Origin of the sequence: Amycolatopsis circi (genome assembly GCF_003385235.1) — a bacterium.
In the GTDB taxonomy this organism is placed as follows: Bacteria; Actinomycetota; Actinomycetes; order Mycobacteriales; family Pseudonocardiaceae; genus Amycolatopsis; species Amycolatopsis circi.
The window spans coordinates 18,081-34,527 of record NZ_PQIA01000007.1 but is presented as its reverse complement, the minus strand read 5'-3'; the positions used below and the strand labels follow the sequence as shown (position 1 = coordinate 34,527).

Genomic DNA, 16,447 nt, shown 5'->3' with positions numbered 1-16,447 from the left:
TAGGCTGGGGCGATGCCGTTAGCCCGACGTCCCTCCACCGAAGCCGAGGCGGCCGCGCTCGCGTCCGGAATACGGCTGCGCATCATCCGGTTGACCACTTTTGAAGCGATGACGAACAAGGAACTGGCGGCGCGGTTGCGCCGTGACCCGGCGACCACCCTGCACCACGTGCGACGGCTGGTCGACACCGGTTTTCTCGTTCCGCAGGAACCTCGGCGAGGCGCGCGCGGGGCGAAGGAGATCCCGTACCTGTCCACCGGGCTTTCCTGGCAGCTGGACAACGCCGACGCGGACCCGGTCGTGATCAACGAGGCGATGCTCGAGGCCTATCTGGCCGAACTGGCGGAGGCAGACCTGGCGGAGACGGACACCGCCCGGCTCGTGGTCCAGGTGCCCGCCGGGGAAGTCGCGGAGTTCAAGCGGCGGCTCGACGGATTGCTCGAAGAATTCAAGGCCCGGCCCCGCGATCCGGGCGCGGAACGCACCGCGGTGTACGTCTCGGTTTATCCCAGCAGGTAATCCGCTCGGCTCCCACGCCGAAACGTGGGACTATGGAGGCACGATGACAGAACAGACACACGAAGACTTTTACGACGACAACGACCCCTACGACCCCTCGGTCGGGGAGATGGAGCTCGAGGACCGCGCGTCATTGCGCCGGGTCGCGGGCCTGTCCACCGAACTCGAGGACATCACCGAGGTCGAGTACCGGCAGCTTCGGCTGGAGCGCGTTGTGCTGGTCGGCGTGTGGACTGAAGGCACCGCCCAGCAGTCCGAGGCGTCGCTGGCCGAACTGGCGCGACTGGCCGAGACGGCGGGCTCCGAGGTGCTCGAAGGCATCGTCCAACGGCGCCAGAAGCCCGATCCGGCGACCTACGTCGGGTCCGGCAAGGTGCGCGAGCTGCGCGACATCGTCGTGGCGACCGGCGCCGACACGGTGATCTGCGACGGCGAGCTTTCGCCCGGCCAGCTGCGCCAGCTGGAGGAGAAGGTCAAGGTCAAGGTGATCGACCGGACCGCCCTGATCCTCGACATCTTCGCCCAGCACGCCCGCTCCAAGGAGGGCAAGGCGCAGGTCGAGCTGGCCCAGCTGCAGTACCTCGTCCCGCGGCTTCGCGGGTGGGGTTCGGCGCTGTCCCGGCAGGCCGGCGGCCGCGCGGGCGGCGCGAACGGCGGCGTGGGCCTGCGCGGGCCTGGTGAAACGAAGCTGGAGACGGACCGGCGGCGGATCAGCAAGCGCGTGGCGAAGCTGCGCCGGGAGATCGCCGCGATGGACACCATCCGCGAGACCAAGCGCGGCAGGCGCGTGGCCAACGAGGTGCCGAGCGTGGCGATCGTCGGCTACACCAACGCCGGCAAGTCGAGCCTGCTCAACGCCCTGACCGGGGCCGGGGTGCTGGTGGAGGACGCGCTGTTCGCCACCCTCGACCCGACCACGCGCCGGGCGCAGACGGCCGACGGGCGCACGTTCACCCTCACCGACACCGTCGGGTTCGTGCGGCACCTGCCGCACCAGCTGGTGGACGCGTTCCGCTCGACGCTGGAGGAGGCGGCCGACGCCGACCTGCTCCTGCACGTCGTCGACGGTTCCGACCCGGCCCCGGAGGACCAGGTCAACGCGGTGCGCGAGGTGCTCGCCGAGATCACCCGCAGCCGCAAGGAGCCGCTCCCGCCGGAGCTTCTGGTGATCAACAAGGCCGACGCGGCCGACGCGGTCACCCTGGCCCGGCTGCGGCACGCGCTGGCCGGTTCGGTGCAGATCTCGGCACGCACCGGTTCGGGCGTGGCCGACCTGGCCGAGGTACTGGCCGAGCGGCTGCCGCGCGCGGAAACGGTGATCGACGTGCTGGTCCCGTACTCGCGAGGCGAACTCGTGTCGCGGGCGCACGCGGAGGGCGAGGTGCTGGAAGAGGAGCACGTCGCCGACGGAACGCGCCTGCAGGTGCGGGTCCGGCCGGATCTCGCCGCGGCTCTGCGAGCGTTCGAGACCAACGCCTCGGCGCTCTGAACGTCTTCCGTAGTGCACGGCCCGAGCGGGTCGTGCACTACGGAGGTGAACTGGTGCGGGTCGTCCTGGCACTGACGGCTGTCCTGATGCTCGCGGGCGCTGTCCCGGCCGCGGCGGCTCCTGCTCCTTCTCCGGAAACGCTGTGCCAGATCACGGACAAGCGCATCAACGAGCTGTCCGGCCTGGTTTCCGACGGCGAGCATTGGTACGCCATCAACGACGGCGGCACCAAGGTGCAGGTCTTCGTCCTGGACCGGAAATGCCAGGTCAAGGACGTCCTGACCGATCCGACGGATCCGTACGACGTCGAAGATCTCGCTCGAGGCAAAGACGGCACTCTGTGGCTGTCGGACACCGGCGACAACCGCGCCAAGCGCGAAACCGTCGCCCTGCTGGAGCTGAAACCGTCCGGCGGCGCGGCCGTCGTGCATCGCCTGACTTATCCGGACGGTCCGCACGACACCGAAGCCCTGGTCCTGGACCAGTCCGGCACGCCATTCCTGGTGACCAAGGACTTGCTGGGCACTTCCAAGGTCTACCAGCCTTCGGGTCCGTTGGCGACGCCCGGCCCGACGAAACTGGAGCAGGTCGGCACCCTGCGCGTCCGCAGCACCGACACTCCCGGCGGTCCGGTCGGCTCATTCGGTTCGGCACTGATCACCGGCGGCGCGACCAGCGCGGACGGCAAAGTCATCGCCCTGCGGACCTACACGGACGCGTATCTGTACGCGGCCCCGGACGGCGACGTGGCGGCAGCGCTGCAACGAGAACCCGTCCGGATTCCGCTGCCGAACGAAAAACAAGGCGAAGCCATTGCTTTCGAACCGGACGGCACTCTGCTGTCCGCGGGCGAAGGCATCGGCGAACCCATGCGTGCCATCAGAAACGCGACGGCCTTGGTCACGCCGAAAGCGTCCGAGCCGAAGCCCGGCGGTGCCGCGGCACCTCAACCAGCCGAGGAAAACAGCGGCAGTTTCCCGCTTGTCCCCGTTGCCGCTGTCGCCGCGGTCGTCGTTCTCGCCGCCTGGTTTCTGCTGGTCAGGAAACGTCGCCGCTCCTGACCCGGTTCGCAACCGCAACGTCCACTGGCGAACGCGCCATCAACCGAAGCCTGAAGGTTCGTCGTGGCCCGGGCTTAGGGCTCGTGAGTGGCGATGCCGGTTCTAACCGGCATCGCCACTCACGAGACGCGGGGGAGCGAGCCGGTCAGAGGCGGCGCAGTACCGCCACGACCTTGCCCAGGATCGACGCGTCGTCGCCGGGAATGGGCTCGTACGCTTCGTTGTGCGGCATCAGCCACACGTGCCCGTCCTTGCGCTTGAACGTCTTCACCGTGGCCTCGCCGTCGATCATCGCGGCGACGATGTCGCCGTTCTCGGCGGCGGGCTGCTGCCGGACGACGACCCAGTCGCCGTCGGTGATGGCCGCGTCGACCATCGAATCGCCGGTGACGCTCAGCAGGAACAGCTCGCCCTCGCCGACGATCTCGCGCGGCAGCGGGAAAACGTCCTCGACGGCCTGTTCGGCGAGCACTGGACCGCCGGCCGCGATCCGCCCGACCAGCGGCACGTACGCCGCCTTCGGGACGGACGGCTGCTGGTCCATCTCGATGCCCATGGGGTTGTCGTCAGTGGCCGCGAGGACGCCCACCGCGCGCGGCCGGTTGGCGTCGCGGCGCAGGTAGCCCTTGCGCTGCAGCGCGCGCAGCTGGTGCGACACCGAGGACGTGGACGTGAGCCCCACCGCCTCGCCGATCTCGCGCACGCTCGGCGGGTAGCCGAAGCGGCTCACCCACGTGCGGATGACGTCGAGCACTTGCTGCTGGCGGACGGTCAGCGTCTCGTCCACGTCGTACACCTCCGGCATGGCGCTCACCTTCCCCGTGCTCTGGTGGCCGGATTCGCGCGCGGATCGTGCGGACGCCTTGCCCCGCGAGGCCGTCTTGGCCCCCTTCGCCGCGGTGCCCTTCACCGTGTCCTTCTCCAACGCTGCGTCGCCTCCAGCCGTCCCGCGGCCGCCGTGTCGGCGTCCCGCGCGTGTCCGCGTGCGCCGGTCCGGGATCCGCGTTTTCCGCGAACGCCCGTCCGGCGGCACCCGCCGGAGCCGGTCCGGCAGATGTCCTGGTCACCGACGTTAGTCACCGCGCGCGACGATTTCAAACATCTGTTCGATCGACACGCCGTGTCCTCTCGATTTTGTCGGTGCGGGGTGGTAGACCTTCGCACGGACGTTCGATAGAACGCCTGTTCGATCCGGACCGCTGCGCCGCAGGTGATAGGGCTCGGACCGGACGGATCCGCAGGTCACGAGGAGGTTCCGTCATGTCGATCCTGGCAGATCGCGGGCTCGTCCGCCCGCTTCGGCCCGTCCCCGCCGGCCGCCCCGCCGAGGGCGGCGGTGCGCCGGACGAGGCGGTCCCGCCCCGCCGGGGACCCGGGTCCGGCACCCCGGCGCGCCGGTCACGGCAGCGTGCGGAGAGCGTCGACGCCACCCGAAAGGATGGTGTTCCGGAGAGTTCCGGAGCCGAATCGGGCGCTGATCCGGGCCGGACGGACGGTTCCGGCGAGGTGGTCGAGCTTCGCGGACGGACCGGTGCCCGGCGCGGTCCTGGCGCGGATCGGTCCGGCGAGGGTCCGCGCGGCGAGGGAGGCCGCAGCGACTCGCGGCGAGGCCGGGGCGGCGAGTCTCGGGGAGGTTCGCGCGGCGAACCCGGACGGCGGCGCGCCTGGCGGGCGGCTGCGGAGGCTGGGCTCGCCGGTGGCGAACTGGCCGACTCCGGGCCGGTGCCTGGCGGTGCGTCCCGGCGCGCTGGTGCCCGGTCGGCGGACGCGCCCGCTGAGTTCGGGTCCTCGGCCGAGCCGATGCCACTCGAACGAGAGGCGAGCGAGGTTCTCGGGCGCGCCGGTGCGCGGTCGGCCGTGAAATCTGCCGGTTTCTCGCCCTCGGCCGAGCGAGGCACGCGGGCGACCGCGGCCGAAGTTTCCGAACTGTGCTCTGCCGGTGCAGTCCCGTCCGCTGAGCGAGCCGGGTTCCAGACGTCGACGCAATCGGTAGCCGAGACCGAAGAAGCCCCCGCTCGCAAGTCCCGGGTGGCGCGCGGCCGCGCCGCGGAGCGAGCTGGATTCGAGACGTCGACCCGGTCGGTCGTCGAAATCGAAGAAGCCCCTGCTCGCGAGCCCAGTGAGGTTCGCGGCCGCACCGCTGAGCGAGCTGGATTCCAGACGTCGACCCGGTCGGCTGTCGAAATCGAAGAAGCCCCTGCCCGCGAGCCTCGCGTGGCGCGCGGTCGCGCCGCGATTCGGTCCGCCGAGCGAGCCGGGTTCCAGGCGTCGACGCAGTCGGTCGTCGAAATCGAAGAAGCTCCTGCTCGCGAGCCCGGTGAGGTTCGCGGTCGCGCCGCGGTCCGGTCCGCTGAGCGAGCTGGATTCCAGACGTCGACCCGGTCGGCCGTCGAAACCGAAGAAGCCCCCACTCGCAAGCCCCGCGAGGCGCGCGGTCGCACCGCTGTCCGGCACATCCCCGCCGCGCTTCCGGCCAACCCGGGCCGCACCGCGCGCGAGCGGCGCGGCGAGCCGTTGCGGCCGCCGTCCCGGGAGCGGGTCGTCGCCGGACGGCGCGGCGGCGTCGCCTGCCAGACCGGGGCGCGGCCGTCGGTGCGGTGGCCGTGGCTGTTCGCGATCGCCTTCGCGGCCTGCCTCATCGTCACCGGGCTCGGCGTCTTCGGCGCGGGAGTGGCCGGCGGTCCGGTGCCGTCGCGGACGGCGTCCGTTTCCGTGCAGCCCGGCGATTCGCTCGGCGCGCTCGCCGCCCGGTTCGCGCCGAACGCCGACCAGGGCGCGGTCGTCGAACGCATCAAGGAACTCAACAACCTCGACGACACCGCGCTGCTGCCCGGCATGCCGCTCACCGTGCCGGTCGCCTGGTCCGGCACCGGTTCGGGCGCGGAATCAGGCGAAGGATCGGGTGCCGCCGGATCATGACTGCCGGAAACCACCCGGTCGCATCTTGCGCAACCGGTCTTTCACCCTCTCGGGTTTCTTGCGCCCGCCCCGGAGGCGATCTAAGGTCTACCCCTATATCTAGTAGTTACACCGCTGTAGTTGGTCCACAGGTAGGGGTAGACTGGCGGCAGTTGTCCACAGCCGACCGGCAGTTGCCCACCGGGTGTCCACAAGTCGATCACCAGGCGCGGGGTCGCGCGCGGTGACCGCGGTCCAGGCCGTAGCGTGGCGGCAGGGGCCGGTCGGGACAGGAATCGACCGGCGCGGAGGGGAAGGTGATCGGCGGATGAGGTGCCCGTTCTGCCGGCATGCGGACTCTCGGGTCGTCGACTCCCGAGAGGTGGACGAGGGACAGGCGATCCGGCGGCGGCGTTCGTGCGCCGAATGCGGCCGGCGTTTCACCACGTCGGAGACGATGGTGCTGGCCGTGGTCAAACGGTCCGGCGCCACCGAGCAGTTCAGCCGGGACAAGGTGGTCAACGGCGTGCGGCGGGCCTGCCAGGGCCGTCCGGTCGACGACGACGCGCTGCAGAAGCTCGCGCAGCGCGTGGAGGAGTCGATCCGCTCCGCCGGCCTTGCCGAGATCCCCAGCCACGAGGTCGGCCTCGCCATCCTCGGCCCGCTGCGGGAGCTGGACGGCGTCGCGTATCTCCGGTTCGCCAGCGTCTACCGCTCCTTCTCCTCGGTCGAGGACTTCGAGAAGGAGATCTCGGACCTGCGGAAAGCCATGGCGGGAACTGCGGAGGACCAGGAAGGCGAGCGCGCCGGCGACGACTGAGCCGTCACCGGGTCGCGGGGAGCGAGGGACAGGACCGCATGACCGAAACCGTGGGAACCGGCGCGGCGGCCGGACAGAACAAGAAGCCGAACAAGGGCCTCACCGTCCGGCGGGTCTTCACCACCGAGGGGACCCACCCCTACGACGAGGTCGCGTGGGAGACCCGCGACGTCGTCATGACGAACTGGCGCGACGGCAGCGTCAACTTCGAGCAGCGCGGGGTCGAATTCCCCGAGTTCTGGTCGGTCAACGCGACCAACATCGTCACCAGCAAGTACTTCCGCGGCGCGGTCGGCAGCCCGCAGCGCGAGAGCAGCCTCAAGCAGCTCATCGACCGCGTGGTGCGCACCTACGTGAAGGCCGCCGCCGAGCACGACTACTTCGCAGGCCCGTCCGACCTCGAGATCTTCGAGCACGAACTCACCTGGATGCTGCTGCACCAGGTCTTCAGCTTCAACTCCCCGGTCTGGTTCAACGTCGGCACGTCCTCGAAGCAGCAGGTGTCCGCCTGCTTCATCCTCGCCGTCGACGACACGATGGAGTCGATCCTCAACTGGTACCGCGAGGAAGGCCTGATCTTCAAGGGCGGTTCCGGCGCGGGCCTCAACCTCTCTCGGATCCGGTCCTCGAAGGAACTGCTCACCTCCGGCGGCACCGCGTCCGGCCCGGTCTCGTTCATGCGCGGCGCCGACGCGTCCGCGGGCACCATCAAGTCCGGCGGGGCCACCCGCCGCGCGGCGAAGATGGTCGTGCTCGACGTCGACCACCCGGACATCGAGGAGTTCATCCAGACCAAGGCGCGCGAAGAGGAAAAGATCAAGGTACTCCGCGACGCCGGGTTCGACATGGACCTCTCCGGCTCCGACATCTCCTCGGTGCAGTACCAGAACGCGAACAACTCGGTCCGCGTGTCCGACGAGTTCATGCACGCCGTCGAGAACGGCACGGACTTCGGCCTGCGCGCCCGGCTCACCGGCGAGGTCATCGACCGCACCGACGGGAAGAAGCTGTTCCGCAGCATGGCGCAGGCGGCGTGGGAATGCGCCGACCCGGGCATTCAGTACGACAGCACGATCAACGACTGGCACACCTGCCCCGAATCGGGCCGGATCACCGCGTCCAACCCGTGCAGCGAGTACATGCACCTCGACAACTCGAGCTGCAACCTCGCGTCGCTCAACCTTCTGAAGTTCGTGTCCGAAGAAGGCACGTTCGACGCGCCGCTGTTCGCGAAGGCCGTCGAGTTCGTCATCACCGCGATGGACATCTCGATCTGCTTCGCCGACTTCCCGACCGAGCCGATCGCCGACACCACGCGCAAATTCCGCCAGCTTGGCATCGGCTACGCCAACCTCGGCGCGTTGCTGATGGCGCTGGGCCACGCGTACGACTCGGAGGGCGGCCGCGCGCTCGCCGCCGCGATCACGTCCCTGATGACCGGTGTGTCCTACCGTCGTTCGGCCGAACTGGCCGGCGTCGTCGGACCGTACGAGGGCTACGCCCGCAACGCCGAGGCGCACCAGCGCGTCATGCGCAAGCACGCCGCGGCGAACGAGCTGGTCCGCACCTATCACAGCAACGACGCGGCGGTTCGCGCGCTCGCGTCGCAGGAATGGCAGCAGGGCATCGAGCTGGGCGTCCGCAACGGCTGGCGCAACGCGCAGGCTTCGGTGCTCGCTCCCACCGGCACCATCGGCTTCATGATGGACTGCGACACCACGGGCATCGAGCCGGACTTCTCGCTGGTGAAGTTCAAGAAGCTCGTCGGCGGCGGGTCCATGCAGATCGTGAACCAGACCGTGCCGCGCGCGCTGCAGGTGCTGGGCTACCAGGCCGAGCAGGTCGAGGCGATCGTCGAGTACGTCGCGGAGCACGGCCACGTGGTCGACGCGCCGGGCCTGCGCCCCGAGCACTACGAGGTGTTCGACTGCGCGGTCGGCGACCGGTCGATCGCGCCGATGGGCCACGTGCGGATGATGGCCGCGGTGCAGCCGTTCATCTCGGGCGCGATCTCGAAGACGGTCAACATGCCGGAGTCGGCGACCGTCGAGGACGTCGAGGAGATCTACTTCCAGGGCTGGAAACTCGGCCTCAAGGCGCTCGCGATCTACCGTGACAACTGCAAGGTCGGCCAGCCGCTGTCGACGGGGAAGAAGAAGGAAGCCGCGGTCGAGGCCGAGCCGGAGAAGGTCGTCGAATACCGCCCGGTGCGCCGCCGCCTGCCGAAGAAGCGCCCGAGCCAGACGGTGTCGTTCACCGTCGGCGGTGCCGAGGGCTACCTGCACGCGGGCTCGTACCCGGACGACGGTCTCGGCGAGATCTTCGTGAAGCTCGGCAAGCAGGGCTCCACGCTGTCCGGCGTGATGGACGCCTTCTCGATGTCCATCTCGGTCGGCCTGCAGCACGGCATCCCGCTCGAGTTTTACGTCTCAAAGTTTTCCAACCTGCGCTTCGAACCGGCGGGCATGACCGACGACCCGGACATCCGGATCGCGACGAGCGTCATGGACTACCTGTTCCGCCGCCTGGCACTCGACTACCTGCCGTACGAAAAGCGGGCCCAGCTGGGCATTTTCACCGCGGACGAACGCTCGGCCGAGGTCGAAGCGAACTACGGCGGGCAGAGCCTCGACATCGACGCGCTGCGCAGCAGCGTGGACTCGTCGCCGGCCCGTACGGAGGAGTCCACATCGGACCCTTCCGCACGGGACGCGCACAGCACGGCCGAGCTGATGGAACTCCACCTCGGCAAGGCAGCGGACGCGCCGCTCTGCATGACCTGCGGAACGAAGATGCGCCCCGCCGGATCGTGCTACGCCTGCGAGGGCTGCGGGGCCACTTCCGGTTGCAGCTGAGCACGAGGATTTCTTCGACGGCTGAATGATCGATCGGAGCTGGGGCAGCACCTGCTGCCCCAGCTCCGATTTTTTGTCTGCTGACGATCGCGACTCTCGGGGTAAGTACGTTAAGTACTTGACGTACTTGCTTCTGTGGGGCATGCTGGTGGGGACCGACTGGGAGGCTGACATGTCTGCTGTGCACTACGACAGCTACACGGATGCGCGTGCACATTTGAAGGATTTGCTGGATGCCGCTGAGAAGGGGCTCGTCGCGACAGTCCGGCGCGATTCCGCGACGACCGCTGTGGTGGATGTCGTGCGCCTGCGCCACGTTCTTGCCTCCGTTGTTCCGTCGCACGCGCAGGTCGTCCCTGAGGCCGGCGGTTGGTCGGTGTTCATTCCGGGGCTGCCGGTGTCCGCGGACGGTGCGTCGTTCGACGAGGCGGTTGAAGAAATGGTCGACGCCCTGCGGGAGTACGCGCAGGATTGGCAGGAGCGCTTGCTGAACGCTCCGAACCACCGGGACAATTGGGGGCTGGTGCAGCTGATCAGCTTCAGCGACGACGCGCAATTGCGCGACTGGCTTGTCGGTGCGGCGCAATGACTTCCTGGCCGCAGCCGACTCGCGACGACCACGAGACGTTCTGCAAGGTCGAAGAATGGCGCAGAGTGCGCGACGCTCGCGGGCGAACGGGAACGCATCACGTCACTTACGAACTCGATCTTGTCGACGGCCGGATACTCCGTACCCGCATTTCGCATCCGGTGGACCGCAGCGGTTACGGACCGGGCCTGTGGAAGCACATTCTCCGCGATCAGCTCGACGTCGGTGAACCGGACTTCTGGGCCTGTGTGCAGGACGGCGTCAAACCGGCGCGCGGGACCCGTGAGCCGCCGGTCGGAGCCCTGCCCGCCGATCTCGTCTATCTGCTGCTTTCGCGCGTGGGCCTCGATGAGGCCGAGGTAGCCGGGATGAGCAAAGACGAGGCGGTGGCCAGGGTTCAGCGTTACTGGGCCGAAAATGCTTGATCAGGCGGGGGACGTTTTCAGGGCGTCGGCGGCAGCATCTGCGCGACCCCTTCGCCGAACGACCAGTCCACCTCGTGGTTTTCCGTCAAGCTGAAGAACACATTCCGCGGTTCGATCCCGGTTGCCTCGGCGATGAGTTCGGTGGCGCGCCGGTACAGCGCGGTTTTCTGGTCGTTCGTGCGGCCGGCTCGCAAGGTGATCGCGATATACACGATGTCGTCGTCGCGGCGGACGCCGAAGTAACCGGGGTCGTAGCGCAATCGGTCGGCGGCGTGGCTCGTCATGATTTGGAACCGGTCGTCGACGGGGACGTCGATGGTTTCGGTCATCGCCTGGTGCACGGCTTCTCCGATAGCGGGGAGGCGGTCGGCGTTGGGTTCGGACAGCACGTCGATGCGGACGAGCGGCATGGGGGACCTCTCAGCTCAGCTGGTCGATGTTCGGGCGGGACAGGTGAAGCACGCGGTACCGGACGTCGGTGTCCTCGGTCGGGGCAGTGGTCCAGAGGGTGAAGCGCACGGCTTCCCAGCGAAGTGGGTCGACGGCCAGTGCGGTGGTGTGCACGGCCGGGTTTCGGGACAGCTGCGCGAGTTCGTCGAGTTCGCGTTCGATTTCGCCAGAGTCCGGCAGCAAGCGGCCGCGTTTGGTCGCGAACTTCGGGGAGGTAGCCCGCGCTGGACCGGCAAGGCAGCTCGCGCCGGTCCAATGCCGCACTGGCGGTCGGCCGAAATCCTGGACTATGCCGTCGAATCCGCCGCCGCCCCAGAGGAATCGGCTCATTCCGGCGGTGTCGGTCCAGAGGTAGAACGGCGCGTAGTGGTTGTCGCGCACCAGATACGCCTTGAGGCCCAGGCCGGGGAACGCGTCGGTGCGGTGGCCTCGGGTGTCGACTCGGTGCTCGATGTCGTAGCCGTCGGGCAGGTCGATCTCGTACTGCATCGCGTACATCGACGTCACCGCCGACCGAGGAGGGCCAGCGCTCCGCGGATCGCTTGGTCGAACGGCTCGACCGTCCCGGACGAGCGGGCGAGGACGTATCCGCCCTGCAGCACCGCGACCAGCGTGGTCGCCGTCGCGGCCGGGTCGAGATCGCTTGGCAGTTCGCCGTTCGCGATGCCCTCGGCGAGCACTTCGGCGAGACGGCCGCGCAGCCAGTCGAACGTTTCTTCCAGCGGCGCACGCAATTCCGGGTTCGCGACGATCTCGGGGTCCAGCGCCAGCCGGCCGACCGGGCAGCCGCGCAGGACGTCCCGTTCGCGCGACAGGTAGGCCGAAACGCGTTCGACCGCGGTCGTGCCCTGGGCGAGCGCGGCCTCGGCGGAGGCGCGCAGCTCGTCGGCGTTCTGCCGGATCGCGGCGAGCGCCAGGTCGGCCTTGCCCGCGAAGTGGTGGTACATGCTGCCCTGTCCGGCCCCGGCGCGCTGCTGGATCGCCTTCGGGCTGGTGCCGACGTACCCCCGCTCCCACAACAGGTCCTGCGTGCTCGCGACGAGCTGGTCTCTGGTGGACATGACGACAGCGTACATACTAGTAGGTACAGAGACAAGGATGGGGGCAGGCCCTACCGCAGGGAGTCCGGCTGTCCGGATGGTCCGGATGATCTTGGCCGGGCAGGCTGACGAGGAGCCGAAAGAAAGGACTTCTCCGTGATCAAGTCTGCTGGCCGCCGGGCGGTCGCCGTGACGATGGCCGCCGCGGTGTGCACCGCCTTGTTCTCGACCGGCACTGCCGAGGCGATCGTGAAGGGCGGCGATTCGACGCAGCGCTACCCGTTCATGGCGTCCATCTCGGAGACGGTCAGCCAAACCGGCGACCGCGGCGTGTGCGGTGCTTCGCTGATCGACCCGCAGTGGGTGGTGACCGCGGGGCACTGCGTGGACTCGACCCTTGTGACCCCGGACGGGACCGTCCGGATCGGCAGCGAGCGGCAGCATTCCGGCGGCACCGTTCGCCGGATCGCGCAGGTGGTCACGCATCCGGGCTACGCGCTGCAGAGCGAGAAGATTCCCTTCAACCGCAACGACATCGCGTTGATCAAGCTGGATCGTCCTGTCGTCGAGAAGCCGGTTCGGCTGGCGTCTCGGCCGGGCGCGCCCGGTACGCCGACGCGGCTGCTCGGGTTCGGCACGACCGTCGACACGTACGACTTCAAGAAGGCGCGGTTCGCGGAACGGCTGCAGGAACTGGATGTTCGACGCGGCGCGGAGTCGGAATGCAGCCCGGGTTACGCGGGCCGGACGCGGTTGTGCACGGTCAGTCCGAGGCCGGAAGCGATGGCGTGCATCGGCGATTCTGGCGGCCCGCAGGTCCGGCGCGGGGCTGGCGGGCGATGGGAGCTGATCGGGGTGACTTCGGGGCCGGGCAACGCGCGTTCGACTTGCGCGGGCGGTCCGGGGCTGTACAGCAGCGTGCCCGCGTACGCAGACTGGATCCGGCGGACGATCTGGGCGAACCGCGGAGGAAACTAGCGGTCGTGACTCTCGTTTCAGCGGGCTATCGTGCCGTGCAGCGGACCAGCGAGCTCGTGTCGATCAGCGAGTGCGTGGCTGAGGTGCACGACGACTGGTTCCGCGATCTCGCCCTTGCTCGGCAGACCGGGCTTCACGTGCTCGAAGTGGGCTTCACCCCGGATGAAGCCGAGCCGATCGTCCGCGAGATCATCGCGGACGGCTGGAATGCCGAGACCAGCGTTGTCGTCGGGCGGATCGAGGAAGGTTCGAGCACGTCCGGCGAGTTGCTCGGGTTCGAGCTGGTCGGTTACGACGGCGGACTTTGGCACACCTGGCACTGCCTCGGCGGTCTGGTCGAAGACGTCCATGCAGCGACTGGCATCTTGCCCGGACGCTACGGACTGATCGAGGACGCGGCCGCGGCTCACCAGGCGGCCCGATGGCTCACCGAATCCGGTCTGGGCGACCCGAAAGTGTTCCACTGGGCCGCCGCCGCGCTGGTCGTCCCGCAGCTTCACCGAATCTCCACAACCTCCCCGTCGTAACGGCACATCCGGACGGCAGCATGACCGCCGTGGACTGGAGTGCGGTGTTCGAGGCGGAGGCGCGGCGGCGGAAGGTCCGGCCGCAGCCGGGGTGGGGGAGCGGGGCGCGGCTGGATCCGGTGGTGGCGCGCAGCGTCCGCCGGTTCCAGCGCGCGCCGGATCAGGCGATCGCAGAAGACCAGCGGTACCAGGCGAAACTGGTCACCCGGCTGCTCGAAACCGCGGCTCCCGAAGCGGCGAGAAGCGACGTGATGAGCCAGCTGATCTCCGACGTCCTCGCGCTCGGCTACTACCGTGCGTTGCGGGACGGCACCCGCGACCGGGTCACCACGGAGGTCGCCGCACGAGTGTTCGCCGGGTTGGAACGGCGGCTCGGCTATCACGTGGACCGGTTGCGGTGGCAAAGAATCACCGCGAGCGCAAGATGGCGAGCTAGGGCGGTACTCGAAACCGGCGGCGTACTGGTCGGGCACGGACGCGCGTTGCGACGGCTCGGCGTGCCGTGGCTCGCGTTCGTCACCGACGCCTGGGCGCGGTTCGAGCGGGCTCTCGCGGACGTCCACAAAGGACCGTCAGTGCGCCCGGGGCCGCGCGTGCGGGCGCGGCCCCGGGGACTGGTCTAGGAAAGCTTCGACCAGAGGAATTCGTACGCGACCGCCGAACGGAACGCGAGTTGTTCGTTGTCCGCGGCCGCTCCGTGCCCGCCTTCGATGTTCTCGAAGTACTCCACATCATGGCCTTGCTCGCGCATCCGCGCGGCCATTTTGCGCGCGTGTCCGGGGTGCACGCGGTCGTCGCGGGTGGAGGTGACGAAGAGGATCGGCGGATACTCGCCGCCGGTGGAAACGTTGTGGTACGGCGAGTACTTCGAGATGTACTCCCACTCCTCCGGGACGTCCGGGTCGCCCCATTCGGCCATCCACGAAGCACCGGCCAGCAGCAGGTGGTAGCGCTTCAGGTCGAGCAGCGGCACCTGGCACACGATCGCGCTGAACAGTTCCGGGTAGCGGGTGAGCATGACGCCCATCAGCAACCCGCCGTTGCTGCCGCCCTGGATGCCGAGCCGTTCCTTCGTCGTGACGCCTCGCGAGACGAGATCGCGCGCGACCGCGGCGAAGTCCTGGAACGCCTTGTACCGGTTCTCCTTCACCGCCTGCATGTGCCATTCCGGCCCGTATTCGCCGCCGCCGCGGATGTTCGCGACCACGTACGTGCCGCCGCGCGACAGCCAGGACCGGCCGACGACTCCGCCGTACGACGGGGTCAGCGAAACCTCGAAACCGCCGTAGCCGTACAGCAGCGTGGGGCCGTTTTCCGCGCCGGGCGGGCGGACTACGAAGTAGGGGATCTTCGTGCCGTCGTCCGACGTCGCGAAGTACTGGCTGACTTCAATCCCGGCAGCGTCGAAGAATGCCGGCGCCTGCTTCAGCACCTCGACATCACCGCCGACGACGCCGCGGGTGAGCGTGGACGGCTGGACGTAGCTGGAAGAATCCACTAGGTACTCGTCGTCGACGTCCGGTTCGGTGTCGACGATCTGCGCGCTGCCGAATTCCGGCGCACCGCCCAATTCCGCCTCCGCCCAGCCGTCCGGGCCTGGCGTCAGCACCCGCAGTTCCGACTTGACGTCATGCAGCGTCGCGAGCAGGAGGTGGTTGCGGGTCCACGTGTAGTAGTCCAGCGACGTGTGCGCGTCCGGGGTGAACAGCGCGGTGAACTCGCGGTCGCCCGACTTGAACGCGTCGTAGTCGATCGCGAGCAGCGTGCCCGCCGGGTGCTCGGCGCCGCCGACAGTCCAGGCGCTGCGCGGGTGCACGAGCAGCCATTCGCGGTGCGTGGACACCTCGACGTCCTCGGGCAGGTCCAGTTTGGCCAGTCCGGACGGGGTCCGCTCGAAGTGCTCGGTGCGGTAGAAATCGATCGCGCGGCGCACGAAATCGCGTTCGAAGCCCTCGGTCGGGTCGTGGTAAGCCATCACCGCGACGTCGTCGGGCTTGCCCTCGGCGACGAGCACCGCGTCTTCGAGCGGGGTGCCGCGCCGCCATTCCTTCACCAGCCGCGGATAGCCGGACGTGGTCAGCGAACCCGGGCCGAAGTCGGTACCGATGTACACCCGGTCGGCGTCGATCCACCCGATCCGGTGCTTCGCCTCGGGCAGGGTGTAGCCGTCCGCGACGAACTCGTGCGCGTCGAGGTCGAACTCGCGGACGACGGTCGCGTCCGCGCCGCCCCGCGAGAGCTGGACCAGGCCGAGCCGGTGCCCGGGACGGAGCACCGCGGCGCCCTTCCAGACCCAGTTCTCGTCCTCGGCCGCGGCGAGCGCGTCGACGTCGAGCAGGATCTCCCATTCCGGTTCGGCGGTGCGGTACTGCTCCAGCGTGGTGCGCCGCCACAGCCCGCGCGGGTGCTCGGCGTCTTGCCAGAAGTTGTAGTAGTGCGTCCCCCGGCGCGCGACGTACGGGATCCGGCCGCCCGCGTCGAGCACCTCGCGGATCGAGTCCCGCAGCTGCCCGAACCTCTCGCTCGCGGTGAGCACGTCCAGCGTCTCCGCGTTGCGCGAACGGACCCATTCGAGCGCCTCGTCGCCCGTCACGTCTTCCAGCCACAGGTACGGATCTTCGACAGTCATAGCGTCCAGTCTCGCTGCCGGTCGCGGATCAGGCCAGGAGCCCGGCGTTCCCGTTTCGTGATCCAGGGCGGCTCGCGGTCTCCGTATGCTGGTCGGGAGGGGGAGGAATGACGTATTACGCCGGAGGCTCGTGGCCTCCGCCACCGCCCCAGGCTCCGCCGCGACGA

The 16,447-nt window shown here is 68.9% G+C and carries 16 protein-coding genes; 11 read left to right on the top strand and 5 right to left on the bottom strand.

Annotated elements, in window-relative coordinates; translation table 11 throughout:
- The first annotated feature begins 12 nt into the window (after window positions 1–12).
- From D0D37_RS03230 to D0D37_RS03220, 3 genes are read left to right on the top strand one after another with little or no spacing between them, the layout of a single operon-like run.
- Window positions 13–519 carry an ArsR/SmtB family transcription factor gene (locus D0D37_RS03230; protein ID WP_116198990.1) on the top strand — a complete coding sequence of 169 codons (507 nt, stop codon included), beginning with the start codon at window positions 13–15 and terminating at the stop codon, window positions 517–519.
- Between the two features lie 43 nt (window positions 520–562).
- Window positions 563–2,008: a GTPase HflX gene (gene hflX, locus D0D37_RS03225; protein WP_116198989.1), complete on the top strand. Its 1,446-nt coding sequence runs from the start codon at window positions 563–565 to the stop codon at window positions 2,006–2,008.
- Between the two features lie 53 nt (window positions 2,009–2,061).
- The gene (locus tag D0D37_RS03220; protein ID WP_244223360.1) at window positions 2,062–3,069 is read left to right on the top strand and encodes an esterase-like activity of phytase family protein; all 1,008 of its coding nucleotides are present in this window, start codon (window positions 2,062–2,064) and stop codon (window positions 3,067–3,069) included.
- Window positions 3,070–3,214: 145 nt separating this feature from the next.
- Here the strand turns inward: D0D37_RS03220 and lexA are convergent, their stop codons facing one another.
- The gene (gene lexA, locus D0D37_RS03215; RefSeq protein WP_162834058.1) at window positions 3,215–3,874 is read right to left on the bottom strand and encodes a transcriptional repressor LexA; all 660 of its coding nucleotides are present in this window, start codon (window positions 3,872–3,874) and stop codon (window positions 3,215–3,217) included.
- Window positions 3,875–4,329: 455 nt separating this feature from the next.
- Between lexA and D0D37_RS03210 the strand changes: the two genes are divergently transcribed.
- From D0D37_RS03210 to D0D37_RS03190, 5 genes are all read left to right on the top strand, one after another.
- A complete protein-coding gene (locus D0D37_RS03210; protein WP_244223359.1) occupies window positions 4,330–5,988 on the top strand; it encodes a LysM peptidoglycan-binding domain-containing protein in 1,659 nt (552 codons plus the stop codon).
- 307 nt (window positions 5,989–6,295) lie between these two features.
- On the top strand, window positions 6,296–6,787 hold the full coding sequence (nrdR, locus tag D0D37_RS03205; protein WP_037809784.1) for a transcriptional regulator NrdR: 492 nt from the start codon (window positions 6,296–6,298) through the stop codon (window positions 6,785–6,787).
- Window positions 6,788–6,825: 38 nt separating this feature from the next.
- On the top strand, window positions 6,826–9,642 hold the full coding sequence (locus D0D37_RS03200; RefSeq protein ID WP_116198987.1) for a vitamin B12-dependent ribonucleotide reductase: 2,817 nt from the start codon (window positions 6,826–6,828) through the stop codon (window positions 9,640–9,642).
- 118 nt (window positions 9,643–9,760) lie between these two features.
- The gene (locus tag D0D37_RS03195) at window positions 9,761–10,231 is read left to right on the top strand and encodes a prevent-host-death protein (RefSeq protein WP_244223358.1); all 471 of its coding nucleotides are present in this window, start codon (window positions 9,761–9,763) and stop codon (window positions 10,229–10,231) included.
- Window positions 10,228–10,656 (top strand): cytotoxic translational repressor of toxin-antitoxin stability system, encoded by a 429-nt coding sequence (locus D0D37_RS03190; protein ID WP_116198986.1) that lies wholly within the window; start codon window positions 10,228–10,230, stop codon window positions 10,654–10,656. The genes D0D37_RS03195 and D0D37_RS03190 overlap by 4 nt, the downstream gene beginning before the upstream one ends.
- A gap of 17 nt (window positions 10,657–10,673) precedes the next feature.
- Here the strand turns inward: D0D37_RS03190 and D0D37_RS03185 are convergent, their stop codons facing one another.
- From D0D37_RS03185 to D0D37_RS03175, 3 genes are read right to left on the bottom strand one after another with little or no spacing between them, the layout of a single operon-like run.
- Window positions 10,674–11,066, bottom strand: coding sequence for a tautomerase family protein (locus tag D0D37_RS03185; RefSeq protein ID WP_116198985.1), 393 nt, complete (start codon window positions 11,064–11,066; stop codon window positions 10,674–10,676).
- Window positions 11,067–11,076: 10 nt separating this feature from the next.
- The gene (locus tag D0D37_RS03180) at window positions 11,077–11,604 is read right to left on the bottom strand and encodes a DUF4865 family protein (RefSeq protein WP_116199058.1); all 528 of its coding nucleotides are present in this window, start codon (window positions 11,602–11,604) and stop codon (window positions 11,077–11,079) included.
- 5 nt (window positions 11,605–11,609) lie between these two features.
- The gene (locus D0D37_RS03175; RefSeq protein WP_162834057.1) at window positions 11,610–12,167 is read right to left on the bottom strand and encodes a TetR/AcrR family transcriptional regulator; all 558 of its coding nucleotides are present in this window, start codon (window positions 12,165–12,167) and stop codon (window positions 11,610–11,612) included.
- Between the two features lie 135 nt (window positions 12,168–12,302).
- Between D0D37_RS03175 and D0D37_RS03170 the strand changes: the two genes are divergently transcribed.
- Genes D0D37_RS03170 through D0D37_RS03160 form a run of 3 tightly spaced genes read left to right on the top strand, consistent with a single transcriptional unit; the run spans window position 12,303 to window position 14,274 of the window.
- A complete protein-coding gene (locus tag D0D37_RS03170) occupies window positions 12,303–13,124 on the top strand; it encodes a S1 family peptidase (protein WP_116198983.1) in 822 nt (273 codons plus the stop codon).
- A 5-nt stretch (window positions 13,125–13,129) separates the two neighbouring features.
- Entirely contained in the window at window positions 13,130–13,651 is a 522-nt protein-coding gene (locus D0D37_RS03165; RefSeq protein WP_116198982.1) for a hypothetical protein, read from the top strand.
- 20 nt (window positions 13,652–13,671) lie between these two features.
- Entirely contained in the window at window positions 13,672–14,274 is a 603-nt protein-coding gene (locus D0D37_RS03160; RefSeq protein WP_208719772.1) for a hypothetical protein, read from the top strand.
- Here D0D37_RS03160 and D0D37_RS03155 read toward each other — a convergent pair.
- Window positions 14,271–16,280, bottom strand: a complete 2,010-nt coding sequence (locus tag D0D37_RS03155) for a prolyl oligopeptidase family serine peptidase (RefSeq protein ID WP_116198980.1) — start codon at window positions 16,278–16,280, stop codon at window positions 14,271–14,273. The genes D0D37_RS03160 and D0D37_RS03155 overlap by 4 nt on opposite strands.
- Between the last annotated feature and the right edge of the window lie 167 nt (window positions 16,281–16,447).